Annotated in this window: 16 protein-coding genes; all 16 read left to right on the forward strand. The window is 46.3% G+C overall.

Features of this window, described 5'->3' with window-relative positions; all coding sequences use genetic code 11:
* The first annotated feature begins 31 nt into the window (after nucleotides 1-31).
* Nucleotides 32-2,149, forward strand: coding sequence for a hypothetical protein (locus BN1969_RS09805; RefSeq protein ID WP_050624139.1), 2,118 nt, complete (start codon nucleotides 32-34; stop codon nucleotides 2,147-2,149).
* Nucleotides 2,146-4,620, forward strand: coding sequence for a hypothetical protein (locus tag BN1969_RS09810; protein WP_050624140.1), 2,475 nt, complete (start codon nucleotides 2,146-2,148; stop codon nucleotides 4,618-4,620). Before BN1969_RS09805 ends, BN1969_RS09810 begins: the two co-directional genes overlap by 4 nt.
* Nucleotides 4,613-5,242: a hypothetical protein gene (locus tag BN1969_RS09815; RefSeq protein ID WP_050624141.1), complete on the forward strand. Its 630-nt coding sequence runs from the start codon at nucleotides 4,613-4,615 to the stop codon at nucleotides 5,240-5,242. The genes BN1969_RS09810 and BN1969_RS09815 overlap by 8 nt, the downstream gene beginning before the upstream one ends.
* Nucleotides 5,243-5,368: 126 nt before the next feature.
* Nucleotides 5,369-5,575: a helix-turn-helix domain-containing protein gene (locus BN1969_RS17140; RefSeq protein ID WP_077138743.1), complete on the forward strand. Its 207-nt coding sequence runs from the start codon at nucleotides 5,369-5,371 to the stop codon at nucleotides 5,573-5,575.
* Complete coding sequence (locus BN1969_RS09820; RefSeq protein ID WP_050624142.1) at nucleotides 5,550-6,242, forward strand: response regulator transcription factor; 693 nt, start codon at nucleotides 5,550-5,552, stop codon at nucleotides 6,240-6,242. The genes BN1969_RS17140 and BN1969_RS09820 overlap by 26 nt, the downstream gene beginning before the upstream one ends.
* 5 nt (nucleotides 6,243-6,247) lie before the next feature.
* Nucleotides 6,248-7,165, forward strand: coding sequence for a sensor histidine kinase (locus tag BN1969_RS09825; RefSeq protein WP_050624143.1), 918 nt, complete (start codon nucleotides 6,248-6,250; stop codon nucleotides 7,163-7,165).
* Nucleotides 7,166-7,299: 134 nt separating this feature from the next.
* The gene (locus BN1969_RS09830) at nucleotides 7,300-8,226 is read left to right on the forward strand and encodes an ABC transporter ATP-binding protein (protein WP_050624144.1); all 927 of its coding nucleotides are present in this window, start codon (nucleotides 7,300-7,302) and stop codon (nucleotides 8,224-8,226) included.
* Nucleotides 8,219-9,013 (forward strand): ABC transporter permease, encoded by a 795-nt coding sequence (locus tag BN1969_RS09835; RefSeq protein ID WP_050624145.1) that lies wholly within the window; start codon nucleotides 8,219-8,221, stop codon nucleotides 9,011-9,013. The genes BN1969_RS09830 and BN1969_RS09835 overlap by 8 nt, the downstream gene beginning before the upstream one ends.
* A gap of 12 nt (nucleotides 9,014-9,025) precedes the next feature.
* Nucleotides 9,026-9,841: an ABC transporter permease gene (locus tag BN1969_RS09840; protein WP_050624146.1), complete on the forward strand. Its 816-nt coding sequence runs from the start codon at nucleotides 9,026-9,028 to the stop codon at nucleotides 9,839-9,841.
* Between the two features lie 5 nt (nucleotides 9,842-9,846).
* Nucleotides 9,847-10,308: a flagellar hook-associated protein FlgL gene (locus BN1969_RS09845; RefSeq protein WP_050624147.1), complete on the forward strand. Its 462-nt coding sequence runs from the start codon at nucleotides 9,847-9,849 to the stop codon at nucleotides 10,306-10,308.
* Nucleotides 10,309-10,367: 59 nt separating this feature from the next.
* Nucleotides 10,368-10,802, forward strand: a complete 435-nt coding sequence (locus BN1969_RS09850) for a winged helix-turn-helix domain-containing protein (protein WP_050624148.1) — start codon at nucleotides 10,368-10,370, stop codon at nucleotides 10,800-10,802.
* A 268-nt stretch (nucleotides 10,803-11,070) separates the two neighbouring features.
* Nucleotides 11,071-11,760, forward strand: coding sequence for a response regulator transcription factor (locus tag BN1969_RS09855; protein ID WP_039959333.1), 690 nt, complete (start codon nucleotides 11,071-11,073; stop codon nucleotides 11,758-11,760).
* A complete protein-coding gene (locus BN1969_RS09860; RefSeq protein ID WP_025532027.1) occupies nucleotides 11,757-12,788 on the forward strand; it encodes a sensor histidine kinase in 1,032 nt (343 codons plus the stop codon). The genes BN1969_RS09855 and BN1969_RS09860 overlap by 4 nt, the downstream gene beginning before the upstream one ends.
* Before the next feature lie 128 nt (nucleotides 12,789-12,916).
* A complete protein-coding gene (locus BN1969_RS09865; RefSeq protein WP_050624149.1) occupies nucleotides 12,917-13,177 on the forward strand; it encodes a hypothetical protein in 261 nt (86 codons plus the stop codon).
* 101 nt (nucleotides 13,178-13,278) lie between these two features.
* Nucleotides 13,279-15,162 carry an ABC transporter permease gene (locus BN1969_RS09870; protein WP_242850320.1) on the forward strand — a complete coding sequence of 628 codons (1,884 nt, stop codon included), beginning with the start codon at nucleotides 13,279-13,281 and terminating at the stop codon, nucleotides 15,160-15,162.
* Entirely contained in the window at nucleotides 15,147-15,935 is a 789-nt protein-coding gene (locus BN1969_RS18610; RefSeq protein ID WP_227595908.1) for an ABC transporter permease, read from the forward strand. Before BN1969_RS09870 ends, BN1969_RS18610 begins: the two co-directional genes overlap by 16 nt.
* The last annotated feature ends 1 nt before the right edge of the window (nucleotide 15,936 follow it).

Below are 15,936 nucleotides of genomic sequence, written 5' to 3' on the forward strand. Positions count from 1 at the left end.
TTATGAAAGATTTCGAATAGGAGGAATTTTAATGCATATCGATAGGATACCGGTTTACCGGGCATATCAGAGGACTGTTGATCTGGATCTTTACCATGCATTTGCTGAATTGGTCGTCCAGACTTCTCAGGACGATACGGCGGGAAGGACTTATCGACAAATGAGGACGATGCAGATATGGCAGCCGGAATCGGATGTATTCGGCTACTTTGAACCGTACAATCTGCGTTATCCCGGCGAAGTGCTGGAGCGGTTTGAGGAAAAACTGGGCGATGATGTCCGGGTGCTCCGCGCTCTGGCTCTGGCACTGGGCAATACCTGTGCGATCCAGTCTGACAATATGTTTGTTGGCAATCAGCGGGGAACATTTCTCCAAAAGGTACGGCGGTCTGCAAGAGAAGATGTGTACCTGCAGGGCGCTCTGTATCTGCTGGAAACGGATACCACCCAGCGGCATAGCCTGCTGGATGAACTGGCGGCAAAGGTATATGTCAGAACGGAGGAGGCCTTGTTTGTACTGTCGTTGTTTGATGATGTCGAATACGGTTATCGGGCCATGCACGACCAGTTGCTTCGACTGTTGACGCAGAACAGAACCATTTTCCCAACCGTCGATTTTGGGGTGTTTGAGTGGTTTATCCGCTTCTATGGAGAACAGGTAAAGAAATACCGGGGCAAGGCAGACCTGGCGCTGCGCACATTGATGAAACTGCCCTATATGAACATGAAGCCGGATAGCCGGGAGTTTTTGGCTCTGCGCAAAGTAGGGTACCGCCATGATGAGATCGTACTGGCAAATTCTCTCGCTGTATGGGCGGACAGGCTGCCGGATCGGTTGAATTCCAGAAGTATTCCCGCTGAGAAAATCGCGGTGACATGTGGCCGGATGCTGCTGAATGATCCCCAAAACCTTTCAGAAGAATTTTATGAGTATCTTGGCTGGCTGTTTCGGTTCTATGACAGCTTTACGGTCAAGTACGAAGGATTTCAGGGACTCTGGGAAGCGGTTCAATATGGTTTGAATCCAACAGCGCCGAAAACACTGCTATGGATGAATCAAACGATACAGAAGGATTTTCCGTACCGATTTGATGTGTTTGATCCTCAGTACGATGATCTGGCGAAGGAACTGGAGCGGGATAACTATATGGAGTTGTTTACCTTGCAAATGCTGCATTCCAGGCAGACGATCCATTTGAAACAGTGGCTTTCCAGATATCAGGAACTGACCGGAGCTGACTATGGAGAATATTTCAGAAGTTGGCATACGAACGGTAGGCGGGCATTTGCCTTTCTGGTGGAAAAGAAGGAAATCAATCTATGGGAGTTTTTCAAGCAGCATCGGCAAGATGGTGAAGATGCGCCACAACTGAAACTGCTGCGGGAGTATGCCCTGAGAATTTCAAGTTGGAGGTGTTTCCGGTTTGTAGAGAGGCTACTGGCTGAGTACACTTTTTCCCAACTTCAAACGATATTTGGCAAGCGGTTTTACTTTCACGAATGCTTTGTCAGGAGTGAGGGGTATTACAGCAGAAGGGAATATAAAACATACATCAGCCGTCCATTCCTATCTGCAGAGCAGCATCGACAGCTCTATGACTGGGTGGAGCGTTCATTTTTCCAGACTGAGCCGGAAAAATATGAGGACTTCGTTTTAAGTGCCTTAAAAGCACCGGAGATCCAACGCCTTTATGATAAAAAAGCGCTGGCAGCGGTGTTGCGGCAGTTTTTGCTCCACAGCGAGTATAACGGCTATGAAATCAACCGGCTGAAGGAAACATTCTATTCCAAGGAAGAGTTGGAGGATGAGCGCAGAGTCGAAGCTGAGAGAAAGAAGCAGGAAAAACGATTGGAGCAGGAAAAACGGACCATACAGAAACGGGAAAAGCTGCAGCAACTTTATAACGGCAGCGCCGAATCTCTGGTTAAATTCATTGGGGGATATTATTACAGGGATGAGAAGAAAGAGGTACTGGATATGACATTTGATAAGTTGGTGGAATGGCCCGCCGGTTGTGTGCAGACAATGGATGCCAAAGATGCACACGCCTTTTTTGAGCTGTGTGGTGAACTGGTAGAGTCTGAACCCCGGCCAAGGCATGAGATTTTGAATATGGTACTGACAATGATCGGAGGTGAAGCAGCATGAGAAATACATTAAAACATCTGACCCTATTGACCAGAATGAAAGATGACGGATTGCTTCCGGCGCTTACAGGCAGCTTTTCAGAGGATGCCATGGCGCAGGCATGCGGACAGGTGGAGACACTTCAATTACAGGAACGGCTGCACATCCGAAAGACAAAGCGGATACAGGAAGAACTGGTTCGGGTGTCGGACTTTGCAGCGCTCTATGGTGCGTTGTGCAGGCAGGAGATTGGCGATGAAGAAATTGCTTCAGTCTTAGAGTCGGCAGACGGGTATGGAGAGAGACTGACAGCGTATCCCCAAGAGCAGGTGCTGGCAGTCATGAAATTGGAACTGTTGCCTTCCCTGCGGTTTGAATACCTGAAATACTATTTTCCCTTTGTGATGTATGAAGAAGAGGAGCAGGTCATATTGGATAACCTGCAGACTTTTCCCATTGCGGAGTGGAAGGGACTTTCCATGCTGACGGAGCACCAGCGAGATATGATGCGGCAGCCGTTTCTTGGTTCGTATCTGTTTTGCTGGCATCAAAATGAACGGAAAGCTCTGGAACTGTTGGAACAGAATCGTCCGCTCCAGAGAGTCTGCATCTTGCTTTATCGGTATGGTGTGCGGCTGTTTCTGTCAGTAGAGCGCCTGAAAGATCTCCGGTGGATGAAAATGACCGATGTGGGAAAATTCCGCCGGCTGTTGGCTGTATTTGAATATGACGCAGAGGATTTGTCTGCTTTTTTTGACCTCTGGCTGGACAACCATGCCGGACAATATGACCTCAACTGGTTTATCTCCCAGCCACATCCTTTGAGCAAGGAACAGAGGGAAGAAATTTTATGCAACCAACTGAGTTATCTGAATGCTCTGTATGCCGGCAGGCTCCATCTGGATTTTAATGCTGTCCGGCAATTCCAGTTTTCAATTCTCATTTATGCGGTGGAACATAGAAAAAAGCATTTTTTGGAATTGGTGGATCAGAACAGTGAAGTGTTCCTGTCCTTGGGGCGATACTCTCTATTGTTTGAGCCGGGCTTTTGTGAGCACTGCAACATCAATTCCCTGACGCTGAAGAATTTGAAAGCCAGCGATTCTGTGAACCGCAGCGACAGCTTCTTTACGCTTCTGGAAGAAGGGCAGCAGTACACCTTTGAGGAAATGTATCAGCTTTGGCATCAGAAAGAGGTTTATGTCCGGTTATACACTATGCTGACACCTCTTTCCATAGATCAGCGTTTGCTGACACTGCGGCAGCTGATAAAACGGGATCTGGTCAGCCAGTATACAGGAGATGCAGAGTTGGAGCAGCTTGGAAAATGTCTGTTGGAAAGGCCGTTTAGCGAATGGTATCGAGGCTCATTTGGACATATCTGCGGATTGACCAGGAGTACTGCCATGAGACTGCTGCAGCACTACGAGCGGCTGCAGGCATTCATACCGGATTTCACTACAGAGTCGGATGCGGTATTTGCCCTCAATAATATGACGGCTCTTTTGGAAAGGACGGATTGGAAGCAGGTGCGCAAGGATATTCTGACAACTGATGCAGATTGGCTGGTTCTAAAAGAAAAACTGGCATTTTCGGACGATTTTGTGGAGCAGAACCGGGAGACTGTCACGGAATTTTTACTGCAGGGCGGCGCGGCTATGGTACGCGCTCTCTATGGGGAACTGGACAGGCAGGAGCTGGCTGTTGAAGCGCTGCGGCGGATCGTACAGGCTGAATTGATGGGCCAGTTCTATAAACTCAAATATTTTGCCGGTGACCTGCAGCGTGAGATCCGCTACCCTGTCAGCGAGATGCAGGAGAGCCTCTGGAAGAAAAATCTTTCGTTGGCGCGAGGTGCATTTGGGGCAGAAGAGGTGGATGATTTTTACCACACGCTGCGGCTTGGTGAACTTCCTCATAGTACCTGCTTGTCTTACCGTACTGGAAGCCAGAGGGAGTGCCTGTTAGCTGCCTTCGACTCTAATAAGAAGATTGTCCTTGTGAAAAAGGATGAAGCGGTGGTGGCTCGTGCCTGTCTCCGCTTGACAAAGGGTGCATTTCAAAAACCGCCTGCCGTCGATTTTTCTTTTGCTGATCTGTCGCAGGAGAATACGGAGGTCGGAAAATCTGCCGCCGATGAGAAGGCTGTGCTGTTTCTGGAGAGCATCTATACTTTCGGACTCAACGATGTTGAAAAAGAGGAAGTAATGAAACTAGCAGTTTCCCTGACAACACAGAAAGCGGCAGAGCTGGGCGTTGTGGCTGTACTTGCAAGACGGTATCTGGGCTGCTATGAACGGGATGAGTATGTACTTGCACCGTTCTATGTGTATATCTCAAAATCCAAAAACGGATGGCAGTATCTGGACTCTTTAGGCGGAGCGGCATATACCTCAGCAAAAGAGGAGTATGTAGAGCGTCCCTTCCTGGTTATGCAGACTGCCATGCATCAAGCAGAAGTAAATAGCAGAAATGAGGTGGAGTATGAATAATAGGACAATGGCAATAATTTATGTGGATCAGGATAGCATTTCCGTCAAAACCCGTTCCAGAAAAGATTGCTCGCCGCAGCGCTTTATTATTTTGAAAAAGGAATTGCAGCGGCTGGAGGAGAACAAGTATTTGCTCACCAAAGACATCCATTCTTATGCAGAACTGCGGCTGTGTAACGCCGTAGGCGGTGCCAAAGTACTGGAGTTTTCCTTCACATGGCTGAAGGATGCGGGCAGAGACAATGTTTCCGGCTACACCGAGCGAGTCAGGCTGCCTTATGAACCCTTCCGCGCATATGCGGCAGGTGAGAAAGAAGTCGCCGATGGAACACGGTGGCGGCTATTGTCCATTCCGGAACAGAGCAGGCCAAAGCTGGAGTTTCACAGCCGGAAAAATCTCAAGGCCGTAGTGGAGAATCCTATTCTGCGGCACAAGCTGGGAAAGTTTCTGGAGCAGCATTTTAATTGGTACAACTACGAACGCATCGTCCTGACGGATGATTACCTGCCTTACAGCTTCTTTTTTGAGGGCTACATGGTACAGGGTGCCAAGACCTGCGGCGGGGTAATCCTGCATGGCGAAGAGAACATCCAAACGGCGAAATACGGGATACATACTTAACAGGTTAATAGGAGAACGGAGCCGCAGGTCAGAGATGATCTGCGGCTCTTTATGTAAGCATAATCACAATAGTCAGCTTGTATTATTCGAGATAAGGAACTATAATATGTCCTATGGAGGTGCAAAATGGACTATATGACACTAAAAGATGCCGCCGAAAAATGGGGCGTGACACCTCGTAGGGTAAATTATTATTGTGCTGGTGGACGTATCCCCGGCGCTGTGAAAATGGCTGGTGTTTGGCTGATCCCTAAAACTGCGGAGAAGCCGATTGATGGCCGGACAAAACAAGGGAAGGAGCTGAGCCATGAACAAAATTTTGATTATAGATGATGACAGAGAACTGTGTGCTTTGATTAAACGCAGCGTACAATCGGAACATATTGAAGCTGATTTTTGTAATACCGGAAAAGAGGGCTTGCAGAAATTAAAAGAGCAGGAATACCAGCTTGTGGTGCTGGATGTGATGATGCCTGGTATGGATGGCTTTGAAACGCTGGAAGAAATCCGCAAAGAAAACAGCCTTCCGATTTTAATGTTCACATCCAAAAATGACAGTGCTTCTAAAGTGCGGGGGTTACGGGCCGGAGCGGACGATTATCTGACAAAACCGTTTGATATGGATGAACTGATTGCCCGTATTGCGTCCCTCATTCGCCGCTACACCCGCTTTAATCAGCAAACCGGAGCTGTGCAAAAACTGGATTTTGATGGATTGCAAATTGACCTTGAAAATCGTTCTGTTACGACGGAAAACGGCACTTTTGAACTTCCACCAAAGGAATTTGATCTGCTCCTGTACTGTGCAAAGCATCAAGGAAAGATTTTAACAAAACAGCAGATTTATGAGGAAGTATGGGGCGAAGAATATTTCTATGATGACAGCAATATTATGGCGATCATCAGCCGGCTTCGTAAAAAATTAGAAGTCAATCCTTCCAGTCCAAAGTATATACAAACGGTCAAAGGGATTGGCTACCGCTTTAATAAGGAGGTGTAGCTGGTATGGAAATCATCGTTTTCTTGTCCATTGTGATTGCTGTTGTGGCTGTGCTGACCTCCATCTTTCTCGTTCGGCGCGTAAAAAAACAAATAGCAGAAATGACCGACGCTCTGGTTGATGTGAAAAATGGAAATGGCAATCGGCGTATTTTGTCTGCAACAAATGAACTGACAGCGCCTCTTGCCTATGAAATCAATGAGATCGTTGTGGCCTATGAAAGCAGACTTTCGATTGTCCGGCAGACAGAAGAAACCAACCGCCAGCTTATGACGAGCCTTTCTCACGATGTTCGGACGCCCCTTACCACTCTGATCGGGTATCTTGATGCTGCACACAAGGGGCTTGTCACGGGAAAAGACCGGGATGATTATATCGAAACTGCCCGCCGGAAAGCCCATGATTTGAAAGAGTATATTGATGTACTCTTTGACTGGTTCAAGTTAAATTCCGACGAGTTTGCTTTGGAGATCCAGAGCGTTGAGGCTGCAGAGCTGACAAGAAATATCCTGATCGACTGGATACCGATTTTTGAGGATAAACAGATTGATTATGACATTGATATTCCCGAACAGCCTGTCCGGGTAAAATTGGATATGGATAGCTATATGAGAATCATCAATAATCTCATTCAAAATGTAATCGCTCATAGCCATGCGAATAAAATCAAAATCGCCTTGTCAAAGAAGGAAAATAACATGGAACTGCTGTTGGCGGATAATGGGGTGGGAATTGAGAAAGAAGATTTGAAACACATTTTTGAACGGCTTTATAAGTGTGATAAAGGACGCTCTGAGAAAGGTAGCGGTCTTGGTCTTTCTATTGTCCACCAGCTTGTAGAAAAGATGGGTGGAAGCATAACAGTTGAAAGTGTACCGGGAAAAGGAACTGAATTTAGGTTGCTTTTTCCTTTGGAGATTTAAACGGGTTCCCGTCCTTGCGGCGGGAACCCTTGTCATTTTAGCCAGATTCTAAATTGCAAGGTTAATGCAAGGTTGCGGCAAGGTTAATGCAAGGTTTAAGTGATAGAATACCTTGAAGAACAGGAGGTTTGAATATGGACACAAATTACATCATTGAAACAAAAAATCTGACGAAACAATACGGTTCGCAAAAGAGTGTGGCTGACTTGAATATCCATGTAAAGCGCGGGAGAATTTACGGTCTGCTGGGCAGAAACGGAGCCGGAAAAACCACAACCATGAAGATGCTGTTGGGCTTAACAAATCCGACTTCCGGGGAGGTCAAAATCTGGGGAAAGTCCTTGCAGGGAAACGAAAAGAAGTTACTGCCCCGTATTGGCAGTCTGATCGAGTCCCCCGGCTTTTATCCCAATCTGACCGGCACAGAAAACCTGCGTATCTTTGCCACCCTGCGGGGCGTACCAAACAATCATGCTATCAAAGACGCTCTGGATCTGGTAGGACTGCCCTACAAAGATAAAAAGCTCTTTTCCCAGTATTCTCTTGGTATGAAGCAGCGGCTTGCCATCGCCCTTGCTGTTATGCACGATCCGGAACTTTTGATTTTGGATGAGCCGATCAACGGTCTTGATCCCATCGGTATTGCAGAGGTACGCTCCTTTATTCGGGAGCTTTGCGACGCAAGAGGAAAAACGATTCTGATTTCCAGTCACATTCTTTCGGAGATTTCTTTGCTGGCTGATGATATTGGAATTATCGACCACGGCGCGTTGCTGGAAGAAGAAAGCCTTGCTGAGCTGGAGCAAAAAAGCAGTAAGCATATCCGTTTTACGCTCTCTGATACGGCACAGGCGGCAGGAATTTTGGAACGCAATTTCCATGAAAGCCATTTCTCCATACAGGACGATCACAATCTGCGCCTGCACAACCTGGAGCTGCCCGTAGGGAAAATTGTAACTGCCTTTGTGGAAAACGGGTTGGAGGTATCGGAGGCCGCAGTCTCAGAAGAAAGCCTTGAAGATTACTTCAAGCGTGTGACGGGAGGCGAGGGAATTGCTTAAACTAATCAAATGCGAATTTTTGAAATTGAAACGCAAGCCGCTGGTATTTATTTCTGTGTTCCTTTCCACCTTGCTTCCATTGGCTTATGCTATTTTTCTGGCAGATGCGAACACGGATGTAGATGCTACGAACAATATGATGGCGGGGTTGCTCCAGCTCAGCGCATATCTTCTTTTGATGCCGCTTCTTGTGATACTGGCTTCCAATCTGCTGTTTGAGGAGTTGGACAATGACACATTGAAAAACCTTGTTACCATACCGGTGAACAGAACGAAGCTGGTACTTTCTAAGATGCTGGTTTTACTGCTGTTTGCTATTGGCTTTATGGCGGTTGGAGCATTGGTAATTCTTGCGGCTTTGCTGATTCAAGGATGGAATCCGGTGGGGTTCTGGAAATTGTTTCAGGTAGGGATAGGAGAGGGTGTGATCATGTGGGTCGGCGCGCTCCCCTGTATTTTGATAGTCGTTCTTCTTGATAAAAACTATATCGTGTCGGTCGTGATAACCTTTTTCTATACCATTTTGAATTATCTTCTCACCAACAATGATGCTTTTCTGACACAGCCTTTTGGTCTGAATGCCGGAACCTTGATTCCGGGACCGTTGGCGTTTCGCTGGACATTCCAGTTTTTTGATTATAGCAGCATCAGTGAAGAACTGGCAGAACTGCTGGAACGGATAAGCCCGTATTTTTTAAATGATGTACAGGTGTTCGGCGTGGCATTTGCGGAAGCTGCTGTATTTCTTGCGCTGATAGCGATGGTTTACCGGCGTCGTGAGATTTAAGGGGGTGTGATTATGTGGAATTTATTAAAATCGGAATTACTGAAACTACGCCGGTGTCAGATCCTTTGGGTAGGACTGGTGGCGCTTGCACTCTGTCCGTTGGTTCAATATGGAAGCCAGTTGATTGTCGAGCCGGAGTACCGGAATCCAAACTATGATTTTCCCATGCTTTTTGCGAATGTTGTATGGGGCAATACCCAGATGTTTTTCCCGATTTCACTGGTGATGATCGGCAGCTGGCTGATTGACAGAGAATCTACCCATGATACGCTGAAAAACATTATGACAATTCCTGTTTCTATGCCAAAAGTGTTAGGGGCTAAGCTCTTTTGGGTTGGTATTCTTACGGCTCTGTTGGGAATATACAGTGTTGGAGTTACTCTGATCACTGGATTGACGGTTGACTTGTCAGGATTGACAGCGGAAGTGGTCTTTCATGGTGGTACACAGATCGTGTTAGCGGGTCTGACAACCTATCTGGTCTGTATGCCCCTAATCCTGATTTTTGGACAGATCCGAGGGGCATATCTGGGAGGTTCCATTCTGGCCTTCTTCCTTGGATACAGCATGATGTTTTTCAAAGGCGGCATTCTTGCCAGCATCTATCCGTTTTCAGCTGCGCTGATTTTAGTGGGATTTGATATGAGTGAATATGCCGGAACAACCACAGCCCCGAACTCTTTGCTGGCGGTCATTGGGGTTGGCATCATGGTTCTCTGGGCTGTACTTTTATTAGTGATGTCCAGTAACAAAAAAGAAATGAAAGCCCGTAAGCAGACAAAGGCCAAGGGAAGAGGAAAGCGTGCTGTACGCAGGAAAGGAAGGTGATACCTGTGAAGAAAATAGTTCTATCACTATGCCTGATACTGTTGGGGGCTTCTATACTTTCCGGTTGTACAAAAGATGAAGTTCTCGATCAGTATAACAATATCGTTCAGTCCGCTGGTTCCATAGCGCTTACCGGAAATTCATCCTTACAAGGTACGAAAGAAAAAGGAATTGATGATTATACAGGAAGCTATACAGCCAGCTATGAGGATTTTTCAGATACAGAGTATTTGTTCGGCGGAACTTCCATAAAGAGAGAAGCCGGTAAGGAGCTGTCTATTGATTGCACTTTGGAGGTTACGGAGGGAACTGCAAAAGTATTTTGGATTTCTGGAGCTGATGAAGCAGTCACTTTGCTTGAAACAACCGGAACATATAGCGATACAATTACACTCCCTGAAGGCGGAAACTATATCGGCATTGAATGTGAGGATTTCACGGGAAGTATTGAATTGAATGTTGAATAGCATTCAGGCAATAGGAAAATTAAGTCATTGTATATTATGTATGTTCAAGGGAGGGATATATGGGAAAAATTTTTGTACTGTCGGTAACAGACCATGAAGAATATATACTTAGCAGAATTATGGAGATTATTGCAGCCGAGCCAGGATTTGACCATATTGTGTCATCTCACCCTTGTAATACTCTTGTTTTTCCGGGATTGGAGCTTCGCCTGAAGGAGAGAACGGTACACCGAAACGGCGAGTTGATTTCTATGACCCATCGGGAATTTGCAACATTGGTATATTTGGCAAACCACCCATCCTGGGTATTTTCTGCCAGCCAGATCTATGAGGCTGTGTGGAATGCGGATGGTGAAAACTGCGGAACGGCCGTTGCCAGCGTCATAGGTCAGATTCGCAGAAAACTAACTCCGGATATGCCGAAAGCGGGCTATATTCGTACTGTTCTGGGGAGTGGATACAAATTTGAAGTTCCGCAGGGTATGGCAGAATAGTGGGATTTTTTAATTCAACTGCACATACCTATGTAACTACAAAAAGATTTGATATATAGTCAGCACCGCCGCAATCGTATAGTTTGCGGCGGTGTTCTTGTTGTCCAACATGACATTGAAACTATTGTATGTATTCATATTTTTATTCTTGTGCTGAAAAGTAGGCTATCCTATAATTAAAAAGAAAAATATCTGATTAGGACATTTCTGTAACATTTTGTGTTTATCCTATCAGTATAGTTGAAAAATAAGGAAGGAAGTGAATGTCTTGAAGAAGATTCTAATTGTAGAGGACGATCAGCTTTTGAACCGGACATTGGCATATAATCTGACCTCTGATGGATATGAGGTCATTTCTGTTTTTAATTTTGACAGCGCGGTAAGAAAGTTGCGGGAAAATGAATTTGATGTGGCACTGTTGGATATTAACCTCCCCGATGGCAGCGGACTGGATCTGTGTGAAGAAATCCGGAATCGCGGTCAGCATACCTATATCATCTTTATCACAGCCAATGATAAGGAGAGCGATATGCTCAAGGGATATGAAGTCGGCGGCGCGGATTATGTGACCAAACCATTTTCTGTGACGGTGCTTTGCAAAAAAGTAGCGGCGGTTTTTGCAAATCTGGAGCTGCGGACACCTCGGCATGATCTGTTTGACGATGGCTTTCTGAAAATCGACTTCTCCGAACAAAGTGCGTCCCTTGCCGGAGAATCCCTGGACTTTACACCGAAGGAATACCGCACCCTGTTCCTGTTCGTAAAGAACCCCCGGATTATTCTGACCAAGCGGCAGATTTTAGAGAAGCTGTGGGACATTGATGGAGACTTTGTGGATGAGCATACTCTGACGACGATCATCAGCCGTATCCGCAAAAAAATCGAAACAGACGAGAGGAAATATATTAAGACAGCTTATGGAATGGGCTATCAGTGGATCGGCGGTGAGCCTCGATGAAACTGCAAAATTTATCTGTCAGGGCATTTTTGAGAAAAATTGTGGCGGGGACTCTGCTCACTGCCGCTTTGCTGCTGTTGATTTTTTTCCTGTTGACGAAAGATGTGCGTGTTGTCATCTGCGGCATTATTTTGACAGCTGCATTTTACATTTGGGGCATGGTTTTTCTGCACTATTTTCAAAAGAAACTTTCTCTGTTCACCGATGGTTTGTGCCAGACATTGGATCACATGATGGACAGTACAGACCGGCCCCAGGTAGACTATGAAGCGGAAACACTGCTGTCTCGGATTAGCCATCGTCTGGAACGGCTCTATAATGTGATGCAGAAAACCAGACATACGGCAGAGGGAGAAAAGGAAGAACTGCAATCCCTGGTATCAGATATTTCCCACCAGACCAAAACCCCCATCGCAAATTTGAAGCTGATCAACGATACGATGCTGACAAGGCCATTGACAGAAGAAAAGCGCAAGGAGTTTTTGCAGGCCACAGGCACGCAACTGGATAAATTGGATTTTCTGATCCAGGGAATGGTGAAAACCTCCCGTCTGGAAACGGGTGTCATTACGCTGGAGAAACAGGATGCTGTGATCGGGGATACGCTGGTGAGCGCCATCAATGGTGTTCTGGCTCCGATGGAACAAAAAGAGATCAGTCTGTCGGTGGACTGCCCATCTGATCTGACAATATCCCATGACAGCCGCTGGACTTCCGAAGCATTGTTTAACATTCTGGATAATGCGGTAAAGTACACTTCTGCCGGTGGCAGCATCCAGGTGAGGGTACGGGATTGGGAAATGTATTTGAGGATAGATGTGACGGATACAGGCAGAGGCATCCCGGAGCATTCTCAGGGCACGATCTTCAAACGCTTCTATCGGGATGAAGCGGTGCATGATATAGATGGGGTCGGAATCGGCTTATACCTTGCCCGTGAGATCATTACCATGCAGGGCGGCTATATTACCGTCGAGTCTAAAGTTGGGGAAGGATCAACTTTTTCCGTGTTCCTACCCATAAAATAATTCTGAGGCAGTCTGTTTTGGCAGACTGCCTTTTTTGAAAAATTTTTAGAGGACAATGGATTTTAGGACAATTCTGCAACATTTGGGATTTATGCTGACAGCAACATCATGAAATTGGAGGTGGCCTTATGGAAATCACAAAGACATTACTCATCAATGCAGCTTGCTTGCTGATCCCGCCGGTTGTTGTTGTGCTGTTGCTCCGGCACTTCTTTCCAAGAAAAATCAGATGGTCGGCTGGTGTGGTGGCTCTGGTAGATCTGGTGATCTTCTGGACAGATATTTCTTATTATGAGAGCGTTTGGCTGACGATGTTTTTTGCTGTAATTCAGTTAGCAATGGTTTTGCTTATATCTATCCGGCTTTATAAAAAAGACACACGAAAATGAATTGTCCTAAAATTGAAGCAATTCACCCTTAAACTGTTGAGCCTTTGGGATATTTCTGCAACATTTGGGGGTTAGGATGACAGCGAAAGGAGTGAAGGACTATGACATTACCATTTGAAAATGATACCAGCCGGATTGTAAAGCGGCTGGCGAAACAGAATATGAAAGCAAACCGGCGTACATCCATTTCTATCATGGTAGCCATATTGATCGCATCAACTTTTTTGTGTTCGTTATGCACATTCGTCCAAAGCTATTGGAATCAAAGTGTGCAGCAGGAGATCGCAGCCTACGGTGATTGGGATGCACAGCTTTTGGAGATTCATGCCGGCCAGCTGGATTTGATTCAGAATAACGAAAATATCCAGACCATCATGGTAAAAGGAGATAATCAGACCGCCTTATTGCCAGCTGCATCCGGCCTGCCCTATCTTTTGGTCCAAAACTGTGATGGGGCCTATTGGGGCGGTATGCGGGAAAAGAATCTGATCCTGCGCGGACGGGTTCCCCAGGCTCCGGGAGAGATTGTCGTTGGAAAGGGCTTTTTCGAGCAAAATCCATCTGCTGAGATTGGAGACCGGCTGAACCTGGATTTGGGCGAACGCAGAAAAGGAAATACAACTGTGCATTTCCTTTCCCCGATTCAAAGCGGGGAAGAATTTGTGAAAACAGGAAAAGTGCAGTACACCATCGTTGGTGAGATTGATATGACTGTTTCCAGCGCATACAATGGCTACCCTGCGTACGGATGGCTGGACACGGCCGCATTATCGGAGGACACGGGGATCGTTGCTTATCTTCAAGTGACGCAGCCGCGAAAAGTCTATGAAATCATCCCGCAGATAGCAGAGGACATTGGCTTGCAGCCGGATGAATTTGGTGACTATCCCTTCCGTTACCACACAGCCCTGCTTGGGATGTATGGAATTTATGCGCCGGGACATTTCCTAAGCAGTGACCTTCCCAAACTTGCGCTTGCGCTCGGTTTGGTCATGGCAGCATCTATGGCGGTATTTGCCTATATCATTCGGGGCGCTTTTTCTATTTCTGCGAAACGCAAGGTAAAGGAGCTGGGAATCTTAAAATCCATTGGAATGACTCCAAGGCAGATCCACATGATGATCGTATATGAGGCGCGCTGGTTGTCTGTGCTTCCCATTCTGGTTTCCGTGGGACTTGGATACCTTTTTTCCTATGGCGTATTGGCAGCATACTCTGACCTGACGCAGGAAGTGACAGGGAGCCGGATAACCGCTTCCTTTTCCCCGTGGGTCGCAGTGGTTTCCATGATTCTTTCGTTCCTGACGGTTTGCCTGGCTGCATCTGGTCCTGCCCGGCAGATGGGAAAACTTCGCCCGATTGAAGCGGTCAAAGAAAGTTGGAGCAATCCTTCTTTGAAAAAATCAGCAAAGCATCCGATCCTGAAAAAGTGCTTTGGATTTCTTGGAAATATTTCTGCAAACTCCATGACGGCTAATAAGAGGCTGTTTCGTACCTGTACGGTAACGCTGAGTCTGTGTATGCTTTTGATGTTCAGTTTTCTGGCTGTTTTTTCCGTTTCAGATATTAACAATACAAAAGCAGAACAGGACAGCCACTTTAATGTCAATCTTACAATGGAGTCTGGTCAGAAAATAGAGCCAGCGCTTATGGAGGAATTGAAGCAGCTGCCTCACATAGAGGAACAGGCCACCTATACAATGGCGAACTGTGCGCTCTGGGTTTCAGAAAGTGAGCTGTCGGAAGAATTTCTTTCCTCTGGAGGATTTGACACAAAAGCGGCTGGCGAGTATGTAGCAAAGCGCGATGGCTGTTACCGTATCCCATGTGTATTGATCGGTTTGGAACAGGATGCCTATGAAGATTATCTCATGCAGTCAGGGGTGACTTATTCTGAACAGGGTGCTGCGCTCATTGTCAATTCTGTTGTGAAAATCCTGACTCCAGAGGTTATGAAGCCAAAAAAGATATGGTTCCATATCTAAAACTCAAAGAAGGTCAATCTTTAGAAGTAACAGAGAAGTTTCTGGACTCCATTCAGGGGGATTACCGTTTTGATGTGACGGTATCATCTGCACTTTCTGAAATGCCGGAGATTGGGCGTAATATGGCCTTTTATACATTGCCCATTCTGGTGCCGATGGATCAATACTATGAGATTATCCAGAATTTCGGAGAAGATCGTGCAGTTTACAATTACAGGACTTACATGAATCTTCTCGTGGAAGATGGGCTGGATGCCGAAGTACAGGCGCAGGCAGAGCAGATCTGTGGTACTTATCTGGGGACGAGTGATTTCTATACCTCCAGCAAGACACAGCGCGCTTTGGACAGAGAACGGCTGACCGATGCGACCATGCTGATCGTTTACAGTCTGACTGCACTATTTGGTATCATTGGAATCTCATCGGCAGCAGTGGCGATCCTGAACAGTCTGTATCAGAGAAGAAAGGAATTTGCCATGCTGCGTTCTGTGGGGTTGGATAGAAAAGGTCTTGACCGTTTACTGCATATAGAAGGGTTCTTCCTTGGAGGAAAACCTTTGGTCATTGGATTGCCGATTCTGTTTTTGATTGTCGCAGTTTTGATGTGGATGCAGGATGTGACTTTTATGGAGTTCATTCAGGTATTTCCGTTATTAGGGCTGGCAGCCTATATTGTTCTGGTACTAATGGTCATCAGTGGGATTTACAGGGCGGCTTCCAGAAGAATCCGCAGGGACATTATTGTAGAAGCCTTAAAGGATGAAAATGTGTGAG

This window comes from Clostridium phoceensis, assembly GCF_001244495.1.
Lineage (GTDB): Bacteria > Bacillota > Clostridia > Oscillospirales > Oscillospiraceae > Lawsonibacter > Lawsonibacter asaccharolyticus.

Excerpts from the sequence above, each read along its gene's own strand:
- BN1969_RS17140 (WP_077138743.1), top strand. The coding sequence starts at position 5,369 with ATGGACTATATGACACTAAAAGATGCCGCCGAAAAATGGGGCGTGACA.
- BN1969_RS09810 (WP_050624140.1), top strand. The coding sequence starts at position 2,146 with ATGAGAAATACATTAAAACATCTGACCCTATTGACCAGAATGAAAGAT.
- BN1969_RS09860 (WP_025532027.1), top strand. The coding sequence starts at position 11,757 with ATGAAACTGCAAAATTTATCTGTCAGGGCATTTTTGAGAAAAATTGTG.
- BN1969_RS09805 (WP_050624139.1), top strand. The coding sequence starts at position 32 with ATGCATATCGATAGGATACCGGTTTACCGGGCATATCAGAGGACTGTT.
- BN1969_RS09870 (WP_242850320.1), top strand. The coding sequence starts at position 13,279 with ATGACATTACCATTTGAAAATGATACCAGCCGGATTGTAAAGCGGCTG.
- BN1969_RS09820 (WP_050624142.1), top strand. The coding sequence starts at position 5,550 with ATGAACAAAATTTTGATTATAGATGATGACAGAGAACTGTGTGCTTTG.
- BN1969_RS09865 (WP_050624149.1), top strand. The coding sequence starts at position 12,917 with ATGGAAATCACAAAGACATTACTCATCAATGCAGCTTGCTTGCTGATC.
- BN1969_RS18610 (WP_227595908.1), top strand. The coding sequence starts at position 15,147 with ATGGTTCCATATCTAAAACTCAAAGAAGGTCAATCTTTAGAAGTAACA.
- BN1969_RS09830 (WP_050624144.1), top strand. The coding sequence starts at position 7,300 with ATGGACACAAATTACATCATTGAAACAAAAAATCTGACGAAACAATAC.
- BN1969_RS09840 (WP_050624146.1), top strand. The coding sequence starts at position 9,026 with ATGTGGAATTTATTAAAATCGGAATTACTGAAACTACGCCGGTGTCAG.
- BN1969_RS09850 (WP_050624148.1), top strand. The coding sequence starts at position 10,368 with ATGGGAAAAATTTTTGTACTGTCGGTAACAGACCATGAAGAATATATA.
- BN1969_RS09815 (WP_050624141.1), top strand. The coding sequence starts at position 4,613 with ATGAATAATAGGACAATGGCAATAATTTATGTGGATCAGGATAGCATT.
- BN1969_RS09825 (WP_050624143.1), top strand. The coding sequence starts at position 6,248 with ATGGAAATCATCGTTTTCTTGTCCATTGTGATTGCTGTTGTGGCTGTG.